This is a genomic window from Streptomyces candidus, from assembly GCF_014207445.1.
Lineage (GTDB): Bacteria > Actinomycetota > Actinomycetes > Streptomycetales > Streptomycetaceae > Streptomyces > Streptomyces candidus.
Genome location: NZ_JACHEM010000012.1, coordinates 95,358 through 113,966 on the forward strand (window position 1 = coordinate 95,358; position 18,609 = coordinate 113,966).

General features: G+C 72.0%; 15 protein-coding genes. 2 read left to right on the forward strand and 13 right to left on the reverse strand.

All coding sequences use genetic code 11. The features are described from left to right. Positions 1–132 precede the first annotated feature (132 nt). From topA to HNQ79_RS22475, 6 genes are all read right to left on the reverse strand, one after another. Complete coding sequence (gene topA / locus HNQ79_RS22450) at positions 133–2,943, reverse strand: type I DNA topoisomerase (protein ID WP_185033877.1); 2,811 nt, start codon at positions 2,941–2,943, stop codon at positions 133–135. Between the two features lie 416 nt (positions 2,944–3,359). Next, complete coding sequence (locus HNQ79_RS22455; protein ID WP_185033879.1) at positions 3,360–4,889, reverse strand: DUF7059 domain-containing protein; 1,530 nt, start codon at positions 4,887–4,889, stop codon at positions 3,360–3,362. A gap of 95 nt (positions 4,890–4,984) precedes the next feature. After that, complete coding sequence (locus tag HNQ79_RS22460) at positions 4,985–5,518, reverse strand: small secreted protein (protein WP_185033881.1); 534 nt, start codon at positions 5,516–5,518, stop codon at positions 4,985–4,987. 273 nt (positions 5,519–5,791) lie between these two features. Then, complete coding sequence (locus tag HNQ79_RS22465) at positions 5,792–8,218, reverse strand: sodium-translocating pyrophosphatase (protein ID WP_185033882.1); 2,427 nt, start codon at positions 8,216–8,218, stop codon at positions 5,792–5,794. A gap of 188 nt (positions 8,219–8,406) precedes the next feature. After that, on the reverse strand, positions 8,407–8,856 hold the full coding sequence (locus HNQ79_RS22470) for an ATP-binding protein (RefSeq protein ID WP_185033883.1): 450 nt from the start codon (positions 8,854–8,856) through the stop codon (positions 8,407–8,409). Positions 8,857–8,984: 128 nt separating this feature from the next. After that, positions 8,985–9,338, reverse strand: a complete 354-nt coding sequence (locus tag HNQ79_RS22475) for an STAS domain-containing protein (RefSeq protein ID WP_185033884.1) — start codon at positions 9,336–9,338, stop codon at positions 8,985–8,987. 163 nt (positions 9,339–9,501) lie between these two features. Here HNQ79_RS22475 and HNQ79_RS22480 point away from each other — a divergent pair, with 163 nt between their 5' ends. Next, positions 9,502–11,886 (forward strand): DNA 3'-5' helicase SftH, encoded by a 2,385-nt coding sequence (locus HNQ79_RS22480; RefSeq protein WP_229923284.1) that lies wholly within the window; start codon positions 9,502–9,504, stop codon positions 11,884–11,886. Between the two features lie 275 nt (positions 11,887–12,161). Here the strand turns inward: HNQ79_RS22480 and HNQ79_RS22485 are convergent, their stop codons facing one another. The 7 genes from HNQ79_RS22485 to ssd all read right to left on the reverse strand — a co-directional run bounded on the left by HNQ79_RS22485 (position 12,162) and on the right by ssd (position 17,250). Further along, positions 12,162–12,440, reverse strand: a complete 279-nt coding sequence (locus HNQ79_RS22485; protein ID WP_229923283.1) for an Rv3654c family TadE-like protein — start codon at positions 12,438–12,440, stop codon at positions 12,162–12,164. Positions 12,441–12,670: 230 nt separating this feature from the next. Beyond that, entirely contained in the window at positions 12,671–13,087 is a 417-nt protein-coding gene (locus HNQ79_RS22490; protein WP_185033885.1) for a TadE family type IV pilus minor pilin, read from the reverse strand. After that, positions 13,074–13,298, reverse strand: coding sequence for a DUF4244 domain-containing protein (locus HNQ79_RS22495; protein ID WP_185033886.1), 225 nt, complete (start codon positions 13,296–13,298; stop codon positions 13,074–13,076). Before HNQ79_RS22495 ends, HNQ79_RS22490 begins: the two co-directional genes overlap by 14 nt. A 52-nt stretch (positions 13,299–13,350) precedes the next feature. Then, on the reverse strand, positions 13,351–14,145 hold the full coding sequence (locus tag HNQ79_RS22500) for a type II secretion system F family protein (RefSeq protein ID WP_185033887.1): 795 nt from the start codon (positions 14,143–14,145) through the stop codon (positions 13,351–13,353). Continuing rightward, positions 14,142–15,038: a type II secretion system F family protein gene (locus HNQ79_RS22505; RefSeq protein ID WP_185033888.1), complete on the reverse strand. Its 897-nt coding sequence runs from the start codon at positions 15,036–15,038 to the stop codon at positions 14,142–14,144. Before HNQ79_RS22505 ends, HNQ79_RS22500 begins: the two co-directional genes overlap by 4 nt. After that, the gene (locus HNQ79_RS22510; RefSeq protein WP_185033890.1) at positions 14,999–16,150 is read right to left on the reverse strand and encodes a TadA family conjugal transfer-associated ATPase; all 1,152 of its coding nucleotides are present in this window, start codon (positions 16,148–16,150) and stop codon (positions 14,999–15,001) included. The genes HNQ79_RS22505 and HNQ79_RS22510 overlap by 40 nt, the downstream gene beginning before the upstream one ends. After that, positions 16,147–17,250 (reverse strand): septum site-determining protein Ssd, encoded by a 1,104-nt coding sequence (gene ssd, locus HNQ79_RS22515; protein ID WP_185033892.1) that lies wholly within the window; start codon positions 17,248–17,250, stop codon positions 16,147–16,149. The genes HNQ79_RS22510 and ssd overlap by 4 nt, the downstream gene beginning before the upstream one ends. Positions 17,251–17,716: 466 nt before the next feature. Between ssd and HNQ79_RS22520 the strand changes: the two genes are divergently transcribed. Then, the gene (locus tag HNQ79_RS22520; protein ID WP_185033894.1) at positions 17,717–18,565 is read left to right on the forward strand and encodes an HAD family hydrolase; all 849 of its coding nucleotides are present in this window, start codon (positions 17,717–17,719) and stop codon (positions 18,563–18,565) included. Positions 18,566–18,609 lie beyond the last annotated feature (44 nt).

Consider the following 18,609-nt stretch of genomic DNA (forward strand, 5'->3'; position numbering starts at 1 on the left):
GAGCGAAGCCGAGTGCTTGCGGCAGGGCGGGCAAGGGGGCGGCCCCCGCGCGGAGCGTCGCCCCCGCCGTACGCCCTTGCTTCCGCCTGCCCGAAGAGGGCCGACGTCGAGGGCCGGTCCCCGTCCCCCCGACTACTCCGAAGGCGCGGCCGTCTTCTTCGCAGCAGCCGTCTTCTTCGCGGCCGTCCCGGAAGCCGTCTTCTTCGCCACCGTCTTCTTGGCCGCGGCCTTCTTCGCCGGCGCCTTCTTCGCGGGAGCCTTCTTCGCCGCCTTCTTGGCGACCTTCTTCGCCGGCCCCTTCGCCCGCTTCTCCGCGAGCAGTTCGTACCCGCGCTCGGGCGTGATCTCCTCGACGCTGTCGCCGGACCGCAGCGTCGCGTTCGTCTCGCCGTCCGTCACGTACGGACCGAACCGTCCGTCCTTCACCACGACCGGACGCTCGCTCACCGGGTCCGTGCCCAGTTCCTTCAGCGGCGGCTTGGCGGCGGCCCGCCCGCGCTGCTTGGGCTGGGCGTAGATCGCCAGCGCCTCCTCGACCGTGATCGAGAAGAGCTGGTCCTCGGTCTCCAGCGACCGCGAGTCCGTGCCCTTCTTCAGGTACGGACCGTAGCGCCCGTTCTGCGCGGTGATCTCGACGCCCTCGGCGTCGACCCCGACCACCCGCGGCAGCGACATCAGCTTCAGGGCGTCCGCCAGGGTCACCGTGTCCAGCGCCATCGACTTGAACAGCGAGGCCGTCCGCGGCTTGACGGCGTTCTTGCCCGTCTTCGGGGTGCCCTCGGGCAGGATCTCCGTCACGTACGGGCCGTAACGCCCGTCCTTGGCGACGATCTGCCGTCCGGTCTCCGGGTCCACGCCCAGCTCGAAGTCGCCGCTCGGCCTGGCCAGCAGCTCCTCCGCGTACTCCACGGTCAGCTCGTCCGGGGCCATGTCGTCCGGGACGTCGGCGCGCTGGTGGCCCTCGGCGTCCTTCTCGCCGCGCTCGATGTACGGCCCGTAGCGGCCGACCCGCAGCACGATCCCGTCGCCGACGGGGAACGAGGAGATCTCCCGGGCGTCGATCGCGCCGAGGTCCGTGACGAGCTCCTTGAGCCCGCCCAGGTGGTCGCCGTCGCCGTTGCCCGCCTCGGACGCCAGCCCGGCCGCCTCGCCCTCGCCGAAATAGAACCGCCGCAGCCACGGCACGGACTGTGCCTCGCCCCGCGCGATGCGGTCGAGGTCGTCCTCCATGCGGGCGGTGAAGTCGTAGTCGACGAGCCGGCCGAAGTGCTTCTCCAGCAGGTTGACCACGGCGAACGACAGGAACGACGGGACGAGCGCCGTCCCCTTCTTGAAGACGTAGCCGCGGTCCAGGATCGTGCCGATGATCGACGCGTACGTGGACGGACGGCCGATCTCGCGCTCTTCCAGCTCCTTGACCAGCGAGGCCTCGGTGTAGCGGGCGGGCGGCTTGGTGGCGTGCCCGTCGACGGTCATCTCCTCGGCACCGAGCGGGTCGCCCTCGGCGACCTGCGGCAGCCGGCGCTCGCGGTCGTCGAGCTCGGCGTTCGGGTCGTCGGCGCCTTCGACGTACGCCTTCATGAAGCCGTGGAAGGTGATCGTCTTGCCGGAGGCCGAGAACTCGGCGACCCGGCCGTCGGCGGAGGTTCCCGCGATCTTCACGGTCACCGAGTTGCCGACCGCGTCCTTCATCTGGGAGGCGACGGTCCGCTTCCAGATCAACTCGTACAGGCGGAACTGGTCGCCGGTCAGGCCGGTCTCGGCCGGAGTGCGGAAACGATCACCCGACGGGCGGATCGCCTCGTGCGCCTCCTGCGCGTTCTTGACCTTCCCGGCGTACGTGCGCGGCTTGTCCGGCAGGTAGTCGGCGCCGTACAGCTGGGTCACCTGGGCCCGCGCGGCCTGGACCGCGGTGCCGGACAGCGTTGTGGAGTCCGTACGCATGTAGGTGATGAAGCCGTTCTCGTACAGCTTCTGGGCCACCTGCATGGTCGACTTCGCACCGAAGCCGAGCTTGCGGGACGCCTCCTGCTGGAGGGTCGTCGTACGGAACGGGGCGTACGGCGAGCGGCGGTACGGCTTGGACTCGACCGAGCGCACCGCGAAGGAGGAGTCGGCGAGGGCGGCGGCCAGTGCGCGAGCATTCGCCTCGTCCAGGTGCAGGACGTCGCTCTTCAGTTGTCCGTCCGCGCTGAAGTCGCGGCCCTGGGCGACGCGCCTGCCGTCGACCGTGGTCAGGCGGGCGACCAGGGCGGACGGGTCGGAGGCGTCCCCGGTGCGTCCGGTGGAGAACGTACCGGTGAGGTCCCAGTACTCAGCAGAACGAAACGCGATGCGCTCGCGTTCCCGGGCGACGACGAGGCGTGTCGCGACGGACTGCACCCGGCCCGCCGAGAGCTTCGGCATGACCTTCTTCCACAGGACGGGAGACACCTCGTAGCCGTACAGCCGGTCGAGGATGCGGCGGGTCTCCTGCGCGTCGACCATCGGCTTGTTCAGCTCGCGCGGGTTCGACACGGCCTCGCGGATCGCGTCCTTGGTGATCTCGTGGAAGACCATCCGGTGGACCGGGACCTTGGGCTTGAGGACCTCTTGCAGGTGCCACGCGATGGCTTCGCCCTCGCGGTCCTCATCGGTGGCGAGGAAGAGTTCGTCCGACTCGGCCAGCAGCTCCTTGAGCTTCTTGACCTGCGCCTTCTTGTCGGCGTTCACGACGTAGATGGGCTGGAAGTCGTGCTCGACGTCCACGCCGAGGCGGCGTACCTCACCGGTGTACTTGTCGGGCACCTCGGCGGCGCCGTTGGGGAGGTCGCGGATGTGCCCGACGCTCGCCTCGACTACGTATCCGGGGCCGAGGTAGCCCTTGATCGTCTTCGCCTTGGCAGGCGACTCGACGATGACGAGTCGGCGGCCGCCATGTGCGGTCTCGCTGGTCGGGGACAACTTGGCTCTTCTCTCCGGTCGACACTCGGTGGTCACAAGTGGTGGTCGGTACCCGTCCGGCACGGCTGTGCCGGACGGGCAACGCTGCGGAGTGTGACGGTACAACCCGCCCCCGTGTCAAACGGCAAAAGCCCGAAAGACCGCAACGGCCACACCGGAGACGGTAACCCGACAATCGCCATTCCTGCCGCCCGGACCGCCACGCCGCCCCCGGACGCGCTCGGCCCGTCCGCAATCCGGGGACGCGTCGGCCCGGCCCGTGAGAGGGCCCCGGGCCCGGCCCGGATCCGGCGCGGCGACCACCTCCAGGGGCCTGCGGCCAGCGGTTCCGGAAAGCGGCGCAAGGGGGCGCGCGCCGCGAAGTGGCGCGACCCGTCGGTGTCCCGCCCTGCGCGGCCCCGCACCGTCCGGCCCCTTCACCCCACCGGTACCAGGAACCCCTGCTCGACCAGCAGCCGAATGGCCTCCGGCGTCCGGTCCCGCAGCAACACGGGGTCCTCCTCCATCAATTGGGCGATGGCGTCCAGAATCTGCCCCGCGCTCAGCGACCCGTCCGACACCCCTGCGAATCCCGCACCGACCGTGTCGACCTTCGTCGCCCGCCGCATTCCCCGGTGCTGACGCAGCACCACGTACTCCGGATCCTCGTCCCCCGGCACCCCGATCTGCTCCTGCACGATCTCCTCGGCCAGCACGAACCGGTCGGCGAGCAGCGCCGCGTCGTCGTGCGTCCGCAGGTAGTCCTGACGCTCGAAGTGCGCTCGGATCACCGGCCCGAGCGGCTGCTCGACGGGGTGCGGCCACTCCTCGACAGTGACGGACGGCTCACCCGTGGCCCCTGCCGCGCGCTTGCGCAGGGTGATCCATCCGAAGCCCACCCCGGTGGTCCCGCGCGCCTCGAACTCGTCGAGCCACGCCTCGTACCGTGCCGCGTACTCGGCGGGTTCGCTCCGGTGGTCGCCGCCGTCCCGCAGCCACAGTTCCGCGTACTGCGTGATGTCCTGCACCTCGCGCTGCACGATCCACGCGTCGCAGCCGGCCGGCACCCAGGAACGGAGCCGGTCCTTCCAGTCCTCGCCCTCGACGTGCTGCCAATTGGCCAGGAACTGCGCGTACCCGCCCTCGTTCAGCCGCTCCCCCGCGCCGGACACCAGCGTGCGGCACAGGTCGTCACCGCCCATTCCGCCGTCCCGGTAGGTCAGCCGCGCGCCTGGCGAGATCACGAAGGGCGGATTGGAGACGATCAGGTCGTACGTCGCTCCCTCGACCGGTTCGAACAGGGAGCCCTCCAGCAGCTCGGCCGGTGCCGCGCCCGACAGGGCGAGGGTCAGCCGGGTGAAGGCGAGCGCACGTGGATTCAGGTCGGTCGCCGTCACCCGCACGGCGTGCTGCGCGGCGTGCAGCGTCTGGATCCCGGAGCCCGTGCCGAGGTCGAGGGCGGAAGCGGCGGGGGTGCGTACGGTGATCGAGGCGAGCGTGGTGGACGCGCCTCCGACGCCGAGCACGACGCCCTCCTCGCGGGTGCCCGCGCCACCCGCGCCGCCCACCGAGCGGCCGAGATCGGACACGATGAACCAGTCCTGGCCGTCGTCCCCGCCGTACGGACGCACGTCGACGGTCGCCCGGACGTGGTCGCCGTCGGCCACCAGCCAGCCGCCGGCCAGACATTCCGCGACCGGCAGCACCTCGGCGGCGCGCGCGGCGGGCACGGACTCCTGGAGCAGGAAGAGCCGGACGAGCGTTCGAAGGGGCCCGTCCCCGCGGGTCGCCCGCAGCGCGGGCACGGTCTCGCCGCGCGCCAGGGCGCTGTAAGCGGGCGCGCCGAGCAGGTCGAGCAGGCCGTCGGCGGTGAACGCGGCGGCGAGCAGGGCGTCCCGCAGCCGGGCCGCGTTCTCGGGGCCGGGCAGGGACTCGGGCAGGGGCGCGGAAAGGCTGGTCTGACTCACCCGGCCATTGTCACCGCTGCCACTGACAATCGCCGTACCGGCCGGGCCCGCCCGCGTGCGACGGGCCCGGCCTTCCGGCGCGGGTCCGAGCGGCCCTACGCCGGCTTCGGTGCCCCCGCGCCCCCGGAGCTCGGGCAGAAGGACTTGGGCACCGGCAGCTCGCCGACCTTCCCCAGGTCCTCGCCGAGCTTGTCCAGGCCCTTCGGGAACTCCTTGCCCTTCGGGTCCAGGGCGTCCGCCTGCTTCTTCAGGTTCTCGAAGGCGGTGGCCTGCCCCTCCAGGTTCTTGATCATTTCCTTGTGGTCGCGCTCGCCGTTGGCCACCGGCGGGGGCCCGGCGTCGCGCAGGGCCTTGATCCGTTCCCGGGCGGCCTCCGCGTACATCTGGAAGGCCTCGGAATCGGCCTTCTTGATGTCCTCGGGCTTGCCGTCGGCGGCCGTCGCCTTCAGCAGGCCGTCGGCCTTGACCCGCTTCTCCTCGGCCGCCTTCTCCTTGGGGCAGTAGGACTTCGACCAGGCCGCCTGCTCCTTCTTGGCCTTCTCCTCGGGGCTGTCGCCGCAGGCGGTCAGCGTGGCCGCCATCATCAGTACCGCACCGCCGGACAGTGCGGCTGCAAGCTTCTTGTTCACCGGATTGGTCCCTTCCAAGGTTCTCGGCCCCGGAACATACACGCCAAGTGGGCTACCACCGGGTGCCGGGTGACACATTCATCCGATATTGAAGCCATTTGCACCACGAGAGAGACGGCTCACGGGCGTCGTTCGTGTCCCCGCGCACGTCCCGCACAAACCCCGCGCACCACACACGGAACGGGCGGGCGGCGCACCAACGCGCGCCGCCCGCCCGCCTCCTGACGTGCCGTGCCGCCCCCGTACCCGGCCCGGGGCGTCACCCTCCGCGCCTCACCCCGGCGACCTCACCGCCTTGGACGCCACCGGCGGCTCCGACTGCTTCGGAACGCCTCCCTCCGTACCGCCCCCGTCCCCCATCGCGACACCGCGCCGCTTCGACACGTACACCGCCGCGACGATGACCCCGAAGGCGATGACCGCGACGACCGCCCGCACCCACGGGTTCGCGTCCACACCGAAGCTGTACTGCACGACAGCGGGGGCGATCAGCAGCGCCACCAGGTTCATCACCTTCAGCAACGGGTTGATCGCGGGACCCGCGGTGTCCTTGAACGGGTCGCCGACCGTGTCGCCGATGACGGTCGCGGCGTGCGCGTCGCTGCCCTTCCCGCCGTGATGTCCGTCCTCGACGAGCTTCTTGGCGTTGTCCCAGGCGCCGCCCGAGTTGGCGAGGAAGACCGCCATCAGCGTGCCCGCCCCGATCGCCCCCGCGAGGTACGAGCCGAGCGCCCCCACACCGAAGGTGAACCCGACCGCGATCGGGGCCATGACGGCGAGCAGGCCCGGGGTCGCCAGCTCACGCAGCGCGTCCTTCGTACAGATGTCGACGACCCGTCCGTACTCCGGCTTCTCCGTGTAGTCCATGATCCCGGGATGCTCGCGGAACTGCCGCCGCACCTCGAAGACCACGGCGCCCGCCGACCGGGACACCGCGTTGATCGCCAGCCCGGAGAAGAGGAAGACGACCGCCGCGCCGAGCATCAGCCCGACGAGGTTGTTGGGCTGCGAGATGTCCATGGAGAGGTTGACCGGCGTACCCTCCCCGCCGGTCACGATGCCTGCCTTCCGCGCCGCGCCGAGGATCGCGTCGCGGTACGAGCCGAAGAGCGCCGCCGCCGCGAGGACCGCGGTCGCGATGGCGATGCCCTTGGTGATGGCCTTGGTCGTGTTGCCGACGGCGTCCAGGTCGGTGAGCACCTGCGCGCCGGCGCCCGTGACGTCTCCGGACATCTCGGCGATGCCCTGCGCGTTGTCGGAGACCGGGCCGAACGTGTCCATCGCGACGATCACGCCGACGGTGGTGAGCAGTCCGGTTCCGGCGAGCGCGACCGCGAAGAGGGCGAGGATGATCGACGTTCCGCCGAGCAGGAACGCCCCGTACACCCCGAGCCCGATCAGCAGCGCCGTGTAGACGGCCGATTCGAGCCCGATCGAGATGCCCGCCAGTACGACGGTCGCGGGCCCGGTCAGTGACGACTTCCCGATGTCCCGCACGGGCCGCCGACTGGTCTCGGTGAAGTACCCGGTGAGCTGCTGGATCAGCGCGGCCAGCACGATGCCGATGGCCACGGCGACCAGCGCCAGCACCCGTGGGTCCCCGCTGTGCCCGAGCACGGATTCGTCCCCGACGCCCCGCAGATCGGCGTACGACGACGGCAGGTGCACGAAGACGGCCACGGCGACCAGCACGAGCGAGACCGCGGCGGAGATGAAGAACCCGCGGTTGATCGCCGTCATGCCGCTGCGGTCGCCGCGCCGTGGCGCGACGGCGAAGATGCCGATCATCGCGGTGATCACGCCGATCGCCGGGACGATCAGCGGGAAGGCCAGGCCGGCGTCGCCGAAGGCCGCCATGCCCAGGATCAGCGCGGCGACCAGGGTGACGGCGTACGACTCGAAGAGGTCGGCGGCCATGCCCGCGCAGTCGCCGACGTTGTCGCCCACGTTGTCGGCGATCGTGGCGGCATTGCGCGGATCGTCCTCCGGAATGCCCTGCTCCACCTTGCCGACCAGGTCGGCGCCGACGTCGGCGGCCTTGGTGAAGATGCCACCGCCGACCCTCATGAACATCGCGATCAGGGCCGCCCCGAGGCCGAAGCCCTCCAGGACCTTGGGCGCGTGTTCGGCGTACACGAGGACGACGACGGCCGCACCGAGCAGGCCGAGGCCCACCGTGATCATGCCGACGACGCCGCCCGTACGAAAAGCGATCTTCATCGCTTTGTGCGAGACCTTGGTCAAATCCTTTTCCGGCTCCCCGGCCACAGGAGTCGCTTCCCGCGCAGCCGCGGCGACGCGCACATTGCTTCGTACGGCAAGGCGCATACCGATGTATCCGGTGGCCGCCGAGAACAGAGCGCCGACGAGGAAGAACAGCGACCGTCCGATCCGCTGCGAGGTGTTGTCCGCCGGGAGCAGCAACAACAGAAAGACCACGACGACCGCGAAGATCCCCAGAGTGCGCAGCTGTCGCATCAGATAGGCGTTGGCGCCTTCCTGGATGGCGACCGCGATCTCCTTCATGGAGTCGGTGCCCTCGTCGGCCGCCAGCACCTGGCGCACCAGCAGCCGGGCGACGATCAGCGCGGCGACGGCGACGGCCGCGATGACGATCACGATGAGGCGGTTGTCTTCGGTGAGGGAAACCGCGAGGTACGAGACATGATCGGACTGTGGGGAGTTGAGAAGTCCCGCCATTCGTCCTCCTTGATGCAGAAGCTCAAGATGTGGACGGATTGTAGGTAGCGGAAGCTGTTCCCAACAGAGTGCCGTTCAACCGATCACGGAAAACGATCGAGGAATACCGCGCAAAAAACGAAAGGCCCTGCTCAGCAGGGCCTTTCCTTCATCACTCGAACCACTTCGGAATCACTGGGGAAATGCATTCACGGCATTACCACCGCCGAAGTGGTGGGCCAGCTCATCAGGATCACTCCGCCGCCGGGCCCGCCGGTGACCCGGAGGTCGTCGACGAGCCCGCTGATCACGGCGAGACCCATGTCGTCCTCGCCGTCGGCATCGAGATCCACGGCGCCCGGCACGGCCGCGGAGGCGCTGCGCGCCCCTGGAGCCGAACTGTCCAGAACGGGCACCTCGTCGCCGACCTCGATGGAGAAGGACTTCTCCTCCTCGGTCAGCGCCACCCGCACCGGAGCCGCGATGTTGTTCGTACGGTGCAGCCCCACGGCCCGGGAACAGGCCTCGCCCACCGCGAGCCGGACCTCGTCCAGCACCGCCTCGTCGACCCCGGCACGGCGCGCCACGGCGGCCGCCACGAGGCGGGCCGTCCTGACGTGCTCGGGCTGGGCGCTGAAACGGAGTTCCACGGTGGCCATTGCGCTCCCCCTAGGACGTACGGGCGTGCATGCGCGGGGGACCGGACCATGAGCCCGGCACCCCGCAAAATGTCCTGCTTGTGTTGCTTGTTCTGCTTCCGGTGGACCGAAAGCCGTCGGCGCGACCGTCAGTCGGTGGCGGCGACGGCTTCGTCGACCGTGGTGTGAATCGGGAACACCTTGGTCAGCCCGGTAATCCGGAAGATCTTGAGAATGCGCTCCTGGTTGCAGACCAGGCGCAGCGAGCCCTCGTGGGCGCGCACACGCTTCAGTCCGCCCACGAGCACGCCGAGGCCGGTGGAGTCGAGGAAGTCCACGCCCTCCATGTCGACAACCAGGTGATAGCTGCCGTCGTTCACCAACTCGACCAACTGCTCGCGCAGCTTGGGCGCGGTATACACATCAATCTCGCCACCGACCTCGACGACCGTTCGGTCGCCAGCAGGTCCAGTCACATTGCGAGTCGACAGGGACAGGTCCACGGATCCTCCAGCACCTTGCTATCGAGCGGCCGCCCCCCTGAGGTCTCCCCGGCGGAGCCAGAGGACGGAACGCCAGCCGCGAAAGGCATTCAATCACTTACCAGCAGGCGAGCACGACGCCTTGGGACCATTGTCCGTCACGCCAGTGACACACTCGGCGGTGATGGCCACCAATCCCCGTACCGGACGACCTGCCCAGAGCAGGGCCCAGACCCCGTCTCCCGGCGAGGTCCTCGCCCGTCTCACCGCAGGGGGGAGCCGGGCCGCTCGCGTCACTCATACGGAGCACCTGCCCCCGAGAGAGGGCAGCCATGCAGTGTGGCCCCACCGCATCCGTACCGAAGTGATCACGACGATCCGGGAAGCCGGGATCGAGCACCCCTGGACCCACCAGGCGCGGGCCGCGGAGCACGCCCTGGACGGCGAATCCGTGGTGATCGCCACAGGAACGGCCTCCGGCAAGTCCCTCGCGTACCTCGCACCGGTCCTCACCGCGCTCCTCGACGGCTCCGAGGCCCCCAACGGCCGCGGGGCGACCGCCCTCTACCTGGCGCCCACGAAGGCGCTGGCCGCCGACCAGCGGCGCGCGGTGAAGTCGCTCGCGGCCCCCCTCGGCAACGCGGTCCGCCCGGCGGTCTACGACGGGGACACCCCCGTCGAGGAACGCGAGTGGGTCCGGCAGTACGCGAACCTGGTCCTCACCAACCCGGACATGCTGCATCGCGGGATACTTCCCTCCCACCCCCGCTGGTCGTCCTTCCTGAAGGCCCTGCGGTACGTCGTCATCGACGAGTGCCACACCTACCGGGGTGTCTTCGGCTCGCACGTGGCCCAGGTGATCCGCCGGCTGCGGCGACTGTGCGCCCGGTACGGATCCGAACCGGTCTTCCTCCTCGCCTCCGCCACCGCCGCCGAGCCCGCGGTGGCCGCGGGGCGCCTTACGGGGCTGCCCGTCGCGGAGGTCGCGGACGACGGCTCCCCCCGCGGCGAGCTGGTGTTCGCGCTCTGGGAGCCGCCGCTCACCGAGCTGCACGGCGAGAACAACGCACCCGTCCGGCGTACGGCCACCGCCGAGACCGCGGACCTCCTCACCGACCTGGTTCTCCACAAGATCCGCACAGTCGCCTTCGTACGGTCCCGCCGCGGCGCCGAACTGATCTCGCTCATCGCCAAGGACCGGCTGGCTGCGGTCGACCGCTCGCTCCCCCACCGGGTGGCCGCCTACCGCGGCGGCTACCTGCCCGAGGAACGCCGCGCCCTCGAAGCCGCCCTCCACTCCGGCGAACTGCTCGGCCTGGCCGCCACCACCGCCCTCGAACTCGGCATCGACGTCTCCGGCCTGGACGCCGTCCTCATCGCGGGCTACCCGGGAACCCGCGCCTCCCTCTGGCAGCAGGCCGGCCGTGCGGGCCGCTCCGGCGAAGGCGCCCTGGCGATCCTCGTCGCCCGCGACGACCCCCTGGACACCTACCTCGCCCACCATCCGGAGGCCCTGTTCTCCCAACCCGTCGAGTCGACGGTCCTCGACCCGGACAACCCCTACGTCCTGGCCCCCCACCTCTGCGCCGCAGCGGCCGAGCAGCCGCTCACCGAGTCGGACTTCGCCCTCTTCGGCCCCGCATGCGAGCCCCTCCTCCCGTCCCTCGAAGCGGCCCACCTGCTCCGCCGCCGCAACCGATCCTGGTACTGGACCCGCCGCGAGCGGGCCGCCGATCTGGCCGACATCCGGGGTGGCGGCGGCCGTCCCGTCCAGATCGTGGAGGAATCCACGGGCCGGCTCCTCGGCACCGTCGACGCCGAGGCCGCCCACACCGCCGTCCACCAAGGGGCCGTCCACCTCCACCAGGGCCGCACCTATCTGGTCCGCCACCTCGACCTCGAAGACTCCGCAGCACTGGTCGAGGCGGCCGACCCGCCGTACTCCACCACCGCCCGCGACACCACCTCCCTCTCCGTCCTCACCACCGACGAGACCGTCCCGTGGGGCACGGCCCGGCTCCAGTACGGCTCCGTCGAGGTCACCCACCAGGTGGTCTCCTATCTCCGCCGCAAACTCATCACCGGCGAAGTGCTCGGCGAGACCAAACTCGACCTCCCGCCCCGCACCCTGCGCACCCGCGCCGTGTGGTGGACCCTCACCGAGGACGACCTCGACACGGCCCGCCTCATCCCGGAGACCCTCCCGGGTGCCCTGCACGCCGCCGAACACGCCGCCATCGGCCTGCTCCCGCTGTTCGCCACCTGCGACCGCTGGGACATCGGCGGCGTCTCGATCCCCCTCCACCCGGACACGCTCCTCCCGACGGTCTTCGTGTACGACGGCCACCCCGGCGGCGCGGGCTTCGCCGAGCGCGGCTTCCACACCGCCCGCGCCTGGCTCACCGCCACCCGCGAAGCCATCGCCTCCTGCGAGTGCGACGCCGGCTGCCCTTCCTGCATCCAGTCCCCCAAGTGCGGCAACGGCAACGAACCCCTCCACAAACGAGGCGCCGTCCGCCTCCTCACCACCCTCCTGAACGCAGCCCCCGCCCAACCGCCCGAGTCCTGAGGACACACCCCGACAGCCGGGGACTGCCCGAAGGCGACACCCGCAGGACCTGGGAGTGCGGAGAGCCCGCGGGGACCTAGCGAGCACGAGGGGCGCCCGGAGGACCTGGGAGGGCGGGGCGCCCGCGGGACCTGGCGTGCAGGCTCCCCCGCTGGACCTGACGAGTACGGGGCTCCCGGAGACCGCGCCCGGCCCCGCGGAGCCCGAGCCCCCGGGCCCCCGCCGTGTCCGGAGACGCCACGCGCGCGCATGCATCCGCACCGCGCCTGCCGCGCTCAGTGCCCCGGGCCCGCCCTCGACCGCACCACCACCGCATGCGGCCCCACGCTCACCGCCGCCGACACATCCGCCACTTCCCCCCGCACCGCGCACTCCACCACACGCACCCCCTGCGCCGCCGCGACCTCCACCGCCCGTCCGCAGGCCACCTCCTCCCCCCGTGCCCACGCCCCCGCCGCCGCCAGCGCCGCCAAGTCCGCACCGCCGCCCGCCCGGTGCCGCGCCACCACGACCTGCGCCATGGCCAGCACCCCGGCGAACACCACGGCCAGCACCGCGACGACCCCCAGGCCCCAGACCGTCGCCGACCCCCGCTCCCCCCGGCCCAGCCGACCCAGACGACTCAGCCGACCGGACCACCTGCCCAGCCGAGGCCGCCCCGGCCCGGACCAGCCGCCCCCCTCCCCCGTCGGTCTCCCACAGGCCCCGAACCCCCACCGACCCAGGCACCAGCACCGGCCCAGGCACCACCACCCCGAGCTCCGCCTCCCCCTCCCCCGCCCTCTCACGTCCCCGCCCCCACCGACTCCTCCGCCAGGGCGACCGCCTCCGCCCGCAGCGTCAGCCGCAGCCGCCCCGCCCCCAGGACGCCCGCGCCCGGCACGGGGGCCTCGACCCGTACCCGCACCAGGTCGCCCTCCCGCCGGAACGCCACGCGTGCCCCGTCCGGAGCCGCCTGCCGGGCCGCCTCTTCCGTCGCAGCCCGGGGCTCCTGCCGGGCCGCGGCCCGAGCCCCGGCGCGGGCCGCGTCCACGCACTGGATCTGGGCGGAGGCGGCCATCAGCGCCCACACCAGCGCCATCCCGAACAGGAGCAGCACCGGCAGTCCCATCGCCGCCTCCGCCGTCACGTATCCGCGGTCCGCATCCCGCACACCGCCTTCCCGCTCGTCCACCTCCGTCGGCTCCTCAGAACTGCACATCCAGCGCCCTCCCCACCGCCGCCTGCAAGGCCGCCGAAACAGCACCGCTCGTCACCACCTTGTAGAGCACGGCTGCGAAGGCGCAGGCCGCGATCGTCCCTACCGCGTACTCGGCCGTGGACATTCCGTCGTCGGCAGCCCACCGCCCCCGTACTCGCGCCCGCACCCTGCCCGCACTCCGCACCGCCCGGTCCTGCAACCACTTCCACATGTCGACCTCCCGCAGATCAAAGCCAATGCCCTTCCCGACAACCCAGTCCCGCTCACCGTCCCGCCAGCAGTCCCTCCCCCAGCCCGATCACCACCGGTGCCACCCCCAGCAGCAGGAAGGCCGGCAGAAAGCAGACCGACAGGGGCAGGACGATCAGCACGGCCGCCCTGTTCGCACCCGCCTCGGCCCGGCGCGCCCGCTCGGCCCTGAGCCGGTCCGCCACCCGGCCCACCGGTCCGGCCGCCGGAGCGCCGCTTGCCCCGGCCCGCTCCAGGCACCTCGCCAACCCAGCAGCGCCCGGTACCGCCCCCAGCCGCCCCCACGCCTCGGCGGGTTCTCCTCCGAGCCGCAGTTCGGCCGCCACCCGCACGAGCCGTTCTCCGACCGGTCCGCCGAGCGACTCCCCCACCGCCCCGGCCGCCTCCACGGGCCCCGCCCCGGCAGCCACGCAGGCCGCCAGGAGGTCCGCCGCGAGCGGCAATTGCCGTCCAGCGGCAGCCGCCTCCTCCCCGGCCGCCTCACCCCGCGGCTGCCGCGCCCGCCACCATCGCCGCACCCCGATCGCCGCAGCACCGCCGACGAGGCAGCCCCACACCCCGCCCACCAGCACGTATCCGAGAACCACGGCACCCACGGGGCCGCCCCAGCCCCGTGCCCACGCCGCCCCTCCCCGCCAGTTCCGGCGCCCTCCCGTCCCGTACACCGCGGCCTCGACCGCAAGCAGCGTCGCGAGCCGCCGTTTCGTCTCCCGCTCCCGCCGCCCGCCGGCCACGGCGAGGGCCAGGCATCCCACAGCCGCACCAACCGACACCACTGCCCCCAGCCTGTGGACAACCTCCCCGTTCACGCGCCCTCCCCCTCTCCGCCCCGCACGATCCGGCGCGCCCAGACGAGCCCCCCGGCCTCCAGCGCCCCGCCCATGACCAGGCACCCCCACCCCCACGGCGTGTGCAGCAGCACCCTCAGCGGATCCGCGCCCATCGCACTTCCGATCAGCACCCCCACGACCGGCAGCAGTGCGAGCAGCCCGACCGTCGACCAGGCCCCGGACAGCCTGGCCCGCAACTGCTCCCGCCGGTCCTGTTCGTCCCGCAGGGCGGCCTCCAGCCGGTCGAGCCCTGCCACCAGCCCGGCCCCGCTGCCCACCGCCACCTGCCAGCACACCCCGATCCCGGCCAGCCCTCCGGCCCCCGGCTCCCGTGCCGCCCTGCGCAGCGCCTCCGGCACGTCGCCCCCGAACCGCGCCGCCGCCACGACGTCCGCCTCTGCTGCCCCGAGCCCCCCGGTGTCCACGGCGGCCACGCACAGGGCCCGCCCCGGATGGCCGCCGGCCCGCAGCTCCCCGGACAACGCCCCGCACAGGTCGATCACCCGCTCCCCCCTGCGCTTCCGTTCCCGCGCCGCCTGCCTCACCCGTAGCTGTCGCCCCACCCACGGCACCGCCGCCGCCCCCAGCGCGAGCGGAATCACCGATTCACCCAGTACGGCGAGCACACCCGACACCGGCACGCACCACCACTGCGGGCGCACCCGCTCCCGGACCACTCCCCACCACCGCTCCCGCGGGAGCGCCGCCCTCTCCTGCGCCACGCCCCCGGCCACCACCAGCCGCGCCCGGCGCAGCTCGCCCTCCGAGCCGACCAGCAGTGCGGCGGCCAGCCCCGCACACACCGCCGCCCACACAACCGCCCCGCCCGCGGTCACCACGCTCCCCCGATCAGTTCCCGCAACCGCGGCCATCCCCGCTCCTCCACGAACCCCCCGACGCCCCACCGCAGCGCGGGCACCGTCCTCACCAGGCCGGCCGGATCCCGTTCGAGCACATGCAGCTCCGCGAGCCGGCGCCGGCCGTCCCGGTCCCGCACGAGATGCAGGACCACTGACAGCGCCGCGGCCAACTGACTGTGAAGCGCGGCCCGGTCGAGCCCGGCGGCCGTCCCCAGCGCCTCCAGCCGGGCCGGAACGTGCCCCGCCGCATTCGCATGAACCGTTCCACAACCGCCCTCGTGTCCCGTATTGAGAGCCGCCAGCAGCTCGGTCACCTCCGCCCCGCGCACCTCGCCCACCACCAGCCGGTCCGGTCGCATCCGCAGCGCCTGGCGCACCAGGTCCTGCAAAGTCACCCGTCCGGCGCCCTCCTGGTTCGGCGGCCGTGACTCCAGCCGCACCACGTGCGGATGGTCGGGCCGCAGCTCCGCCGAGTCCTCGGCCAGCACGATCCGCTCCCGCTCGCCCACCAGCCCCAGCAACGCCGACAGCAGGGTGGTCTTCCCGGCCCCGGTCCCCCCGCTGATCAGGTACGACAGGCGGGATTCCACCAGCGCCCGCAGCACCGCGTCCCCACCCGGCGGTACCGTCCCGGCCGCCACCAGTTCCTCGGGCCTGAAAGCCCTGGGCCGCACGACCCGCAGCGACAGGCACGTCGTCCCGACCGCCACCGGCGGCAGCACCGCGTGCATCCGCGTCCCGTCGGGCAGCCGCGCGTCCACCCACGGCCGGGCGTCGTCCAGCCGTCGCCCCGCGACGGCCGCGAGCCGCTGAGCCAGCCTGCGCACCGCCGCGGCGTCCGGAAAGGTCACCGCGGTGAGCTCCAGGCCCGCACCCCGGTCCACCCACACCCGGTCCGGTGCGGACACCAGCACGTCACTTACGGACGGATCGGCGAGCAATGGCTCCAGCGGCCCCGTCCCCACCAGCTCCGACCGCAGTTCCTCGGCCGCGCCCAGCACTTCGGCGTCTCCCATCAACCGGCCCTGGGCGCGCAGCGCGGCGGCCACCCGCGCGGGCGTCGGCTCGGCCCCGCTCTCCGCAAGCCGTTGCCGTACGGCGTCCAGCAGCACGCTCGTGCTCATCCGGCCGCACCCCCGACCAGCGCCCGCTCCCAGAACGCCGTACAGAACCGGGACAGCGGCCCGCGCGCCGAGCCGCCCGGCGGCTCCCCGTCCGCCATCGCCTCCCACAGGCGCGGCTCCGCGGGCAGTTCTCCCACCAGCGGCAGGTCCAGCGCCTTGGCCACCCACTCCTCGTCCAATCCCGCCGCGTACGGCCCGCGCACGACGGTCCGCAGATCGCCGAGAACCATCCTCACGGCCGAGGCGACCCGCTGTGCGGCGGCCACCGCCCGCAGCTCTCCGGGGACCACCAGCAGCCCCAGGTCGAGCTGGGCGAGCGCCTCCGCCACCCCCTCGTCCACCCGGCGCGGCAGGTCCACGACCACCACCCCGCCGGCCCGCCGCGCGGCCGCCAGCACGGCCCGCATCGCCTCGGGCGGGATCACCACCGCGTCGCTCCGGTCCCAGCTCAGCACGCGCAGCCCGTGCAGTCTGGGCAGCGACTCCTCCAGCGCGGCGCTGGCCACTCGCCCTCGGGAAGCGGCGAATTCCGGCCACCGCATGCCCTGTGCGCTCTCCCCGCCCAGCAGGACATCGAGTCCGCCGCCGAGCGGGTCACCGTCGATGAGCATCGTCCGCCTGCCGTCCCGCGCCGCCGCCAGGGCCAGCGCACAGGCCAGAGTGGAGGCCCCCGCTCCGCCGCGTCCGCCCATCACCCCGACCGTGAGTGCTTGACGGCCGACGCCCTCCGCCGCGTCGGCGATCTGGTTCACCAGCCAGTTCTCGGCGTCCGGCAGCCGCAGCACGTAGTCCGCGCCGATCTCGACGGCCCGCTGCCACACCAGCGGATCGTCCTGGTCGTGCCCCACGAGCATGACCCCGCGTCCGCGCACGGCTCCGCGCACCCGGGCCGCGGCGTCGTCCCCGACGAGCACCAGCGGCGCCGCCTCCCAGCTGCCACGCCGTTCCGGCAGCCCGTAGTGGACTTCGGGCTCCGCGCCGGCCGCGGCGCACAGCCGCAGCAGATCGTCGAGCAGATCCACGTCCTCGGTGACGATCAGCGGCCCGCCCCGCCGCCCGTCGGCGGCCGACAACCGGTCGCCCGTGATCGGTCCAGTCACGATGCACACCCCTCTCGCCGCGCTCTTCAGCGACAGCGATTCCGACTTCCGCGAACTCCGCGGCTGGAATCACCGTGCAGCGATCCGGAAATCCGTGTGGATCTTGCTCGAAAACAGTGGACAACTCATCGGTTGTGCATATTCCACTCACTCATACCGGTGACTTCCAAGGGGAGCGGAACAACTACACAGCGTGACGAGTTCGCACGGTACGAGTCCCTCCCCGAAGAGCGGTCGTGAGCGGAGGAGACGCACGATGAGGCCGCACGATCGACGGGCCGAGTGCTCGAAAAGCATCCGGACATGCGACGACCCCAGCCGGGGGGGAGAGCTGGGGTCGTCTGCCACGGTTCGACTCGGGGGGGGAGGAGCCGAACCGGGGTAGCACGGTCGCGAACGATCCGTGACTTCCATGGTGTACCCGAGAGGCTTCTCAGGCAAACCCACACGCCCCAGCGTACGCCGAATGGTGGGCCCCTATGCTCGCTTCGTGGAAAACCACTCGTTGCCGCGCACCGCTGCCTTCTTCGATCTGGACAAGACCGTCATTGCGAAGTCGAGCACGCTGACCTTCAGCAAGTCCTTCTACCAAGGCGGCCTGATCAACCGCCGCGCCGTTCTACGCACGGCGTACACCCAGTTCGTCTTCCTGGCGGGCGGCGCGGATCACGATCAGATGGAGGGGATGCGCAAGTACCTCTCGGCGCTCTGCAAGGGCTGGAACGTCCAGCAGGTCCGGGAGATCGTCGCCGAGACCCTGCACGACCTGATCGACCCGATCATCTACGACGAGGCTGCCTCCCTCATCGAAGAGCACCACGCGGCCGGCCGCGACGTCGTGATCGTCTCGACGTCCGGCGCCGAGGTCGTGGAACCGATCGGTGCCCTGCTGGGCGCGGACCGGGTCGTGGCCACCCGCATGGTGGTCGGCGCCGACGGCTGCTTCACCGGCGAGGTGGAGTACTACGCGTACGGGCCGACCAAGGCGGAAGCCGTCAAGGAACTCGCCGCATCCGAGGGGTACGACCTGTCGCGCTGCTTCGCGTACAGCGACTCGATCACCGACGTGCCGATGCTGGAGTCGGTCGGCCACCCCCACGCCGTCAACCCGGACCGTGCGCTGCGCCGTGAGGCGACGGCCCGCGAATGGCCGGTTCTCGTCTTCAACCGCCCCGTACGGCTCAAGCAGCGCCTTCCGCACCTCACCATGCCGCCGCGCCCCGCACTCATGGCGGCGGCGGCGGTGGGCGCCGCGGCCGCCACCGCCGGACTGGTCTGGTACGCGAGCCGTCGCCGCACCCCCGTGGACGCCTGAGGGTATGCCCGTATTTGAGAGTAAAAGTAAAGAAGCTCTGCCGA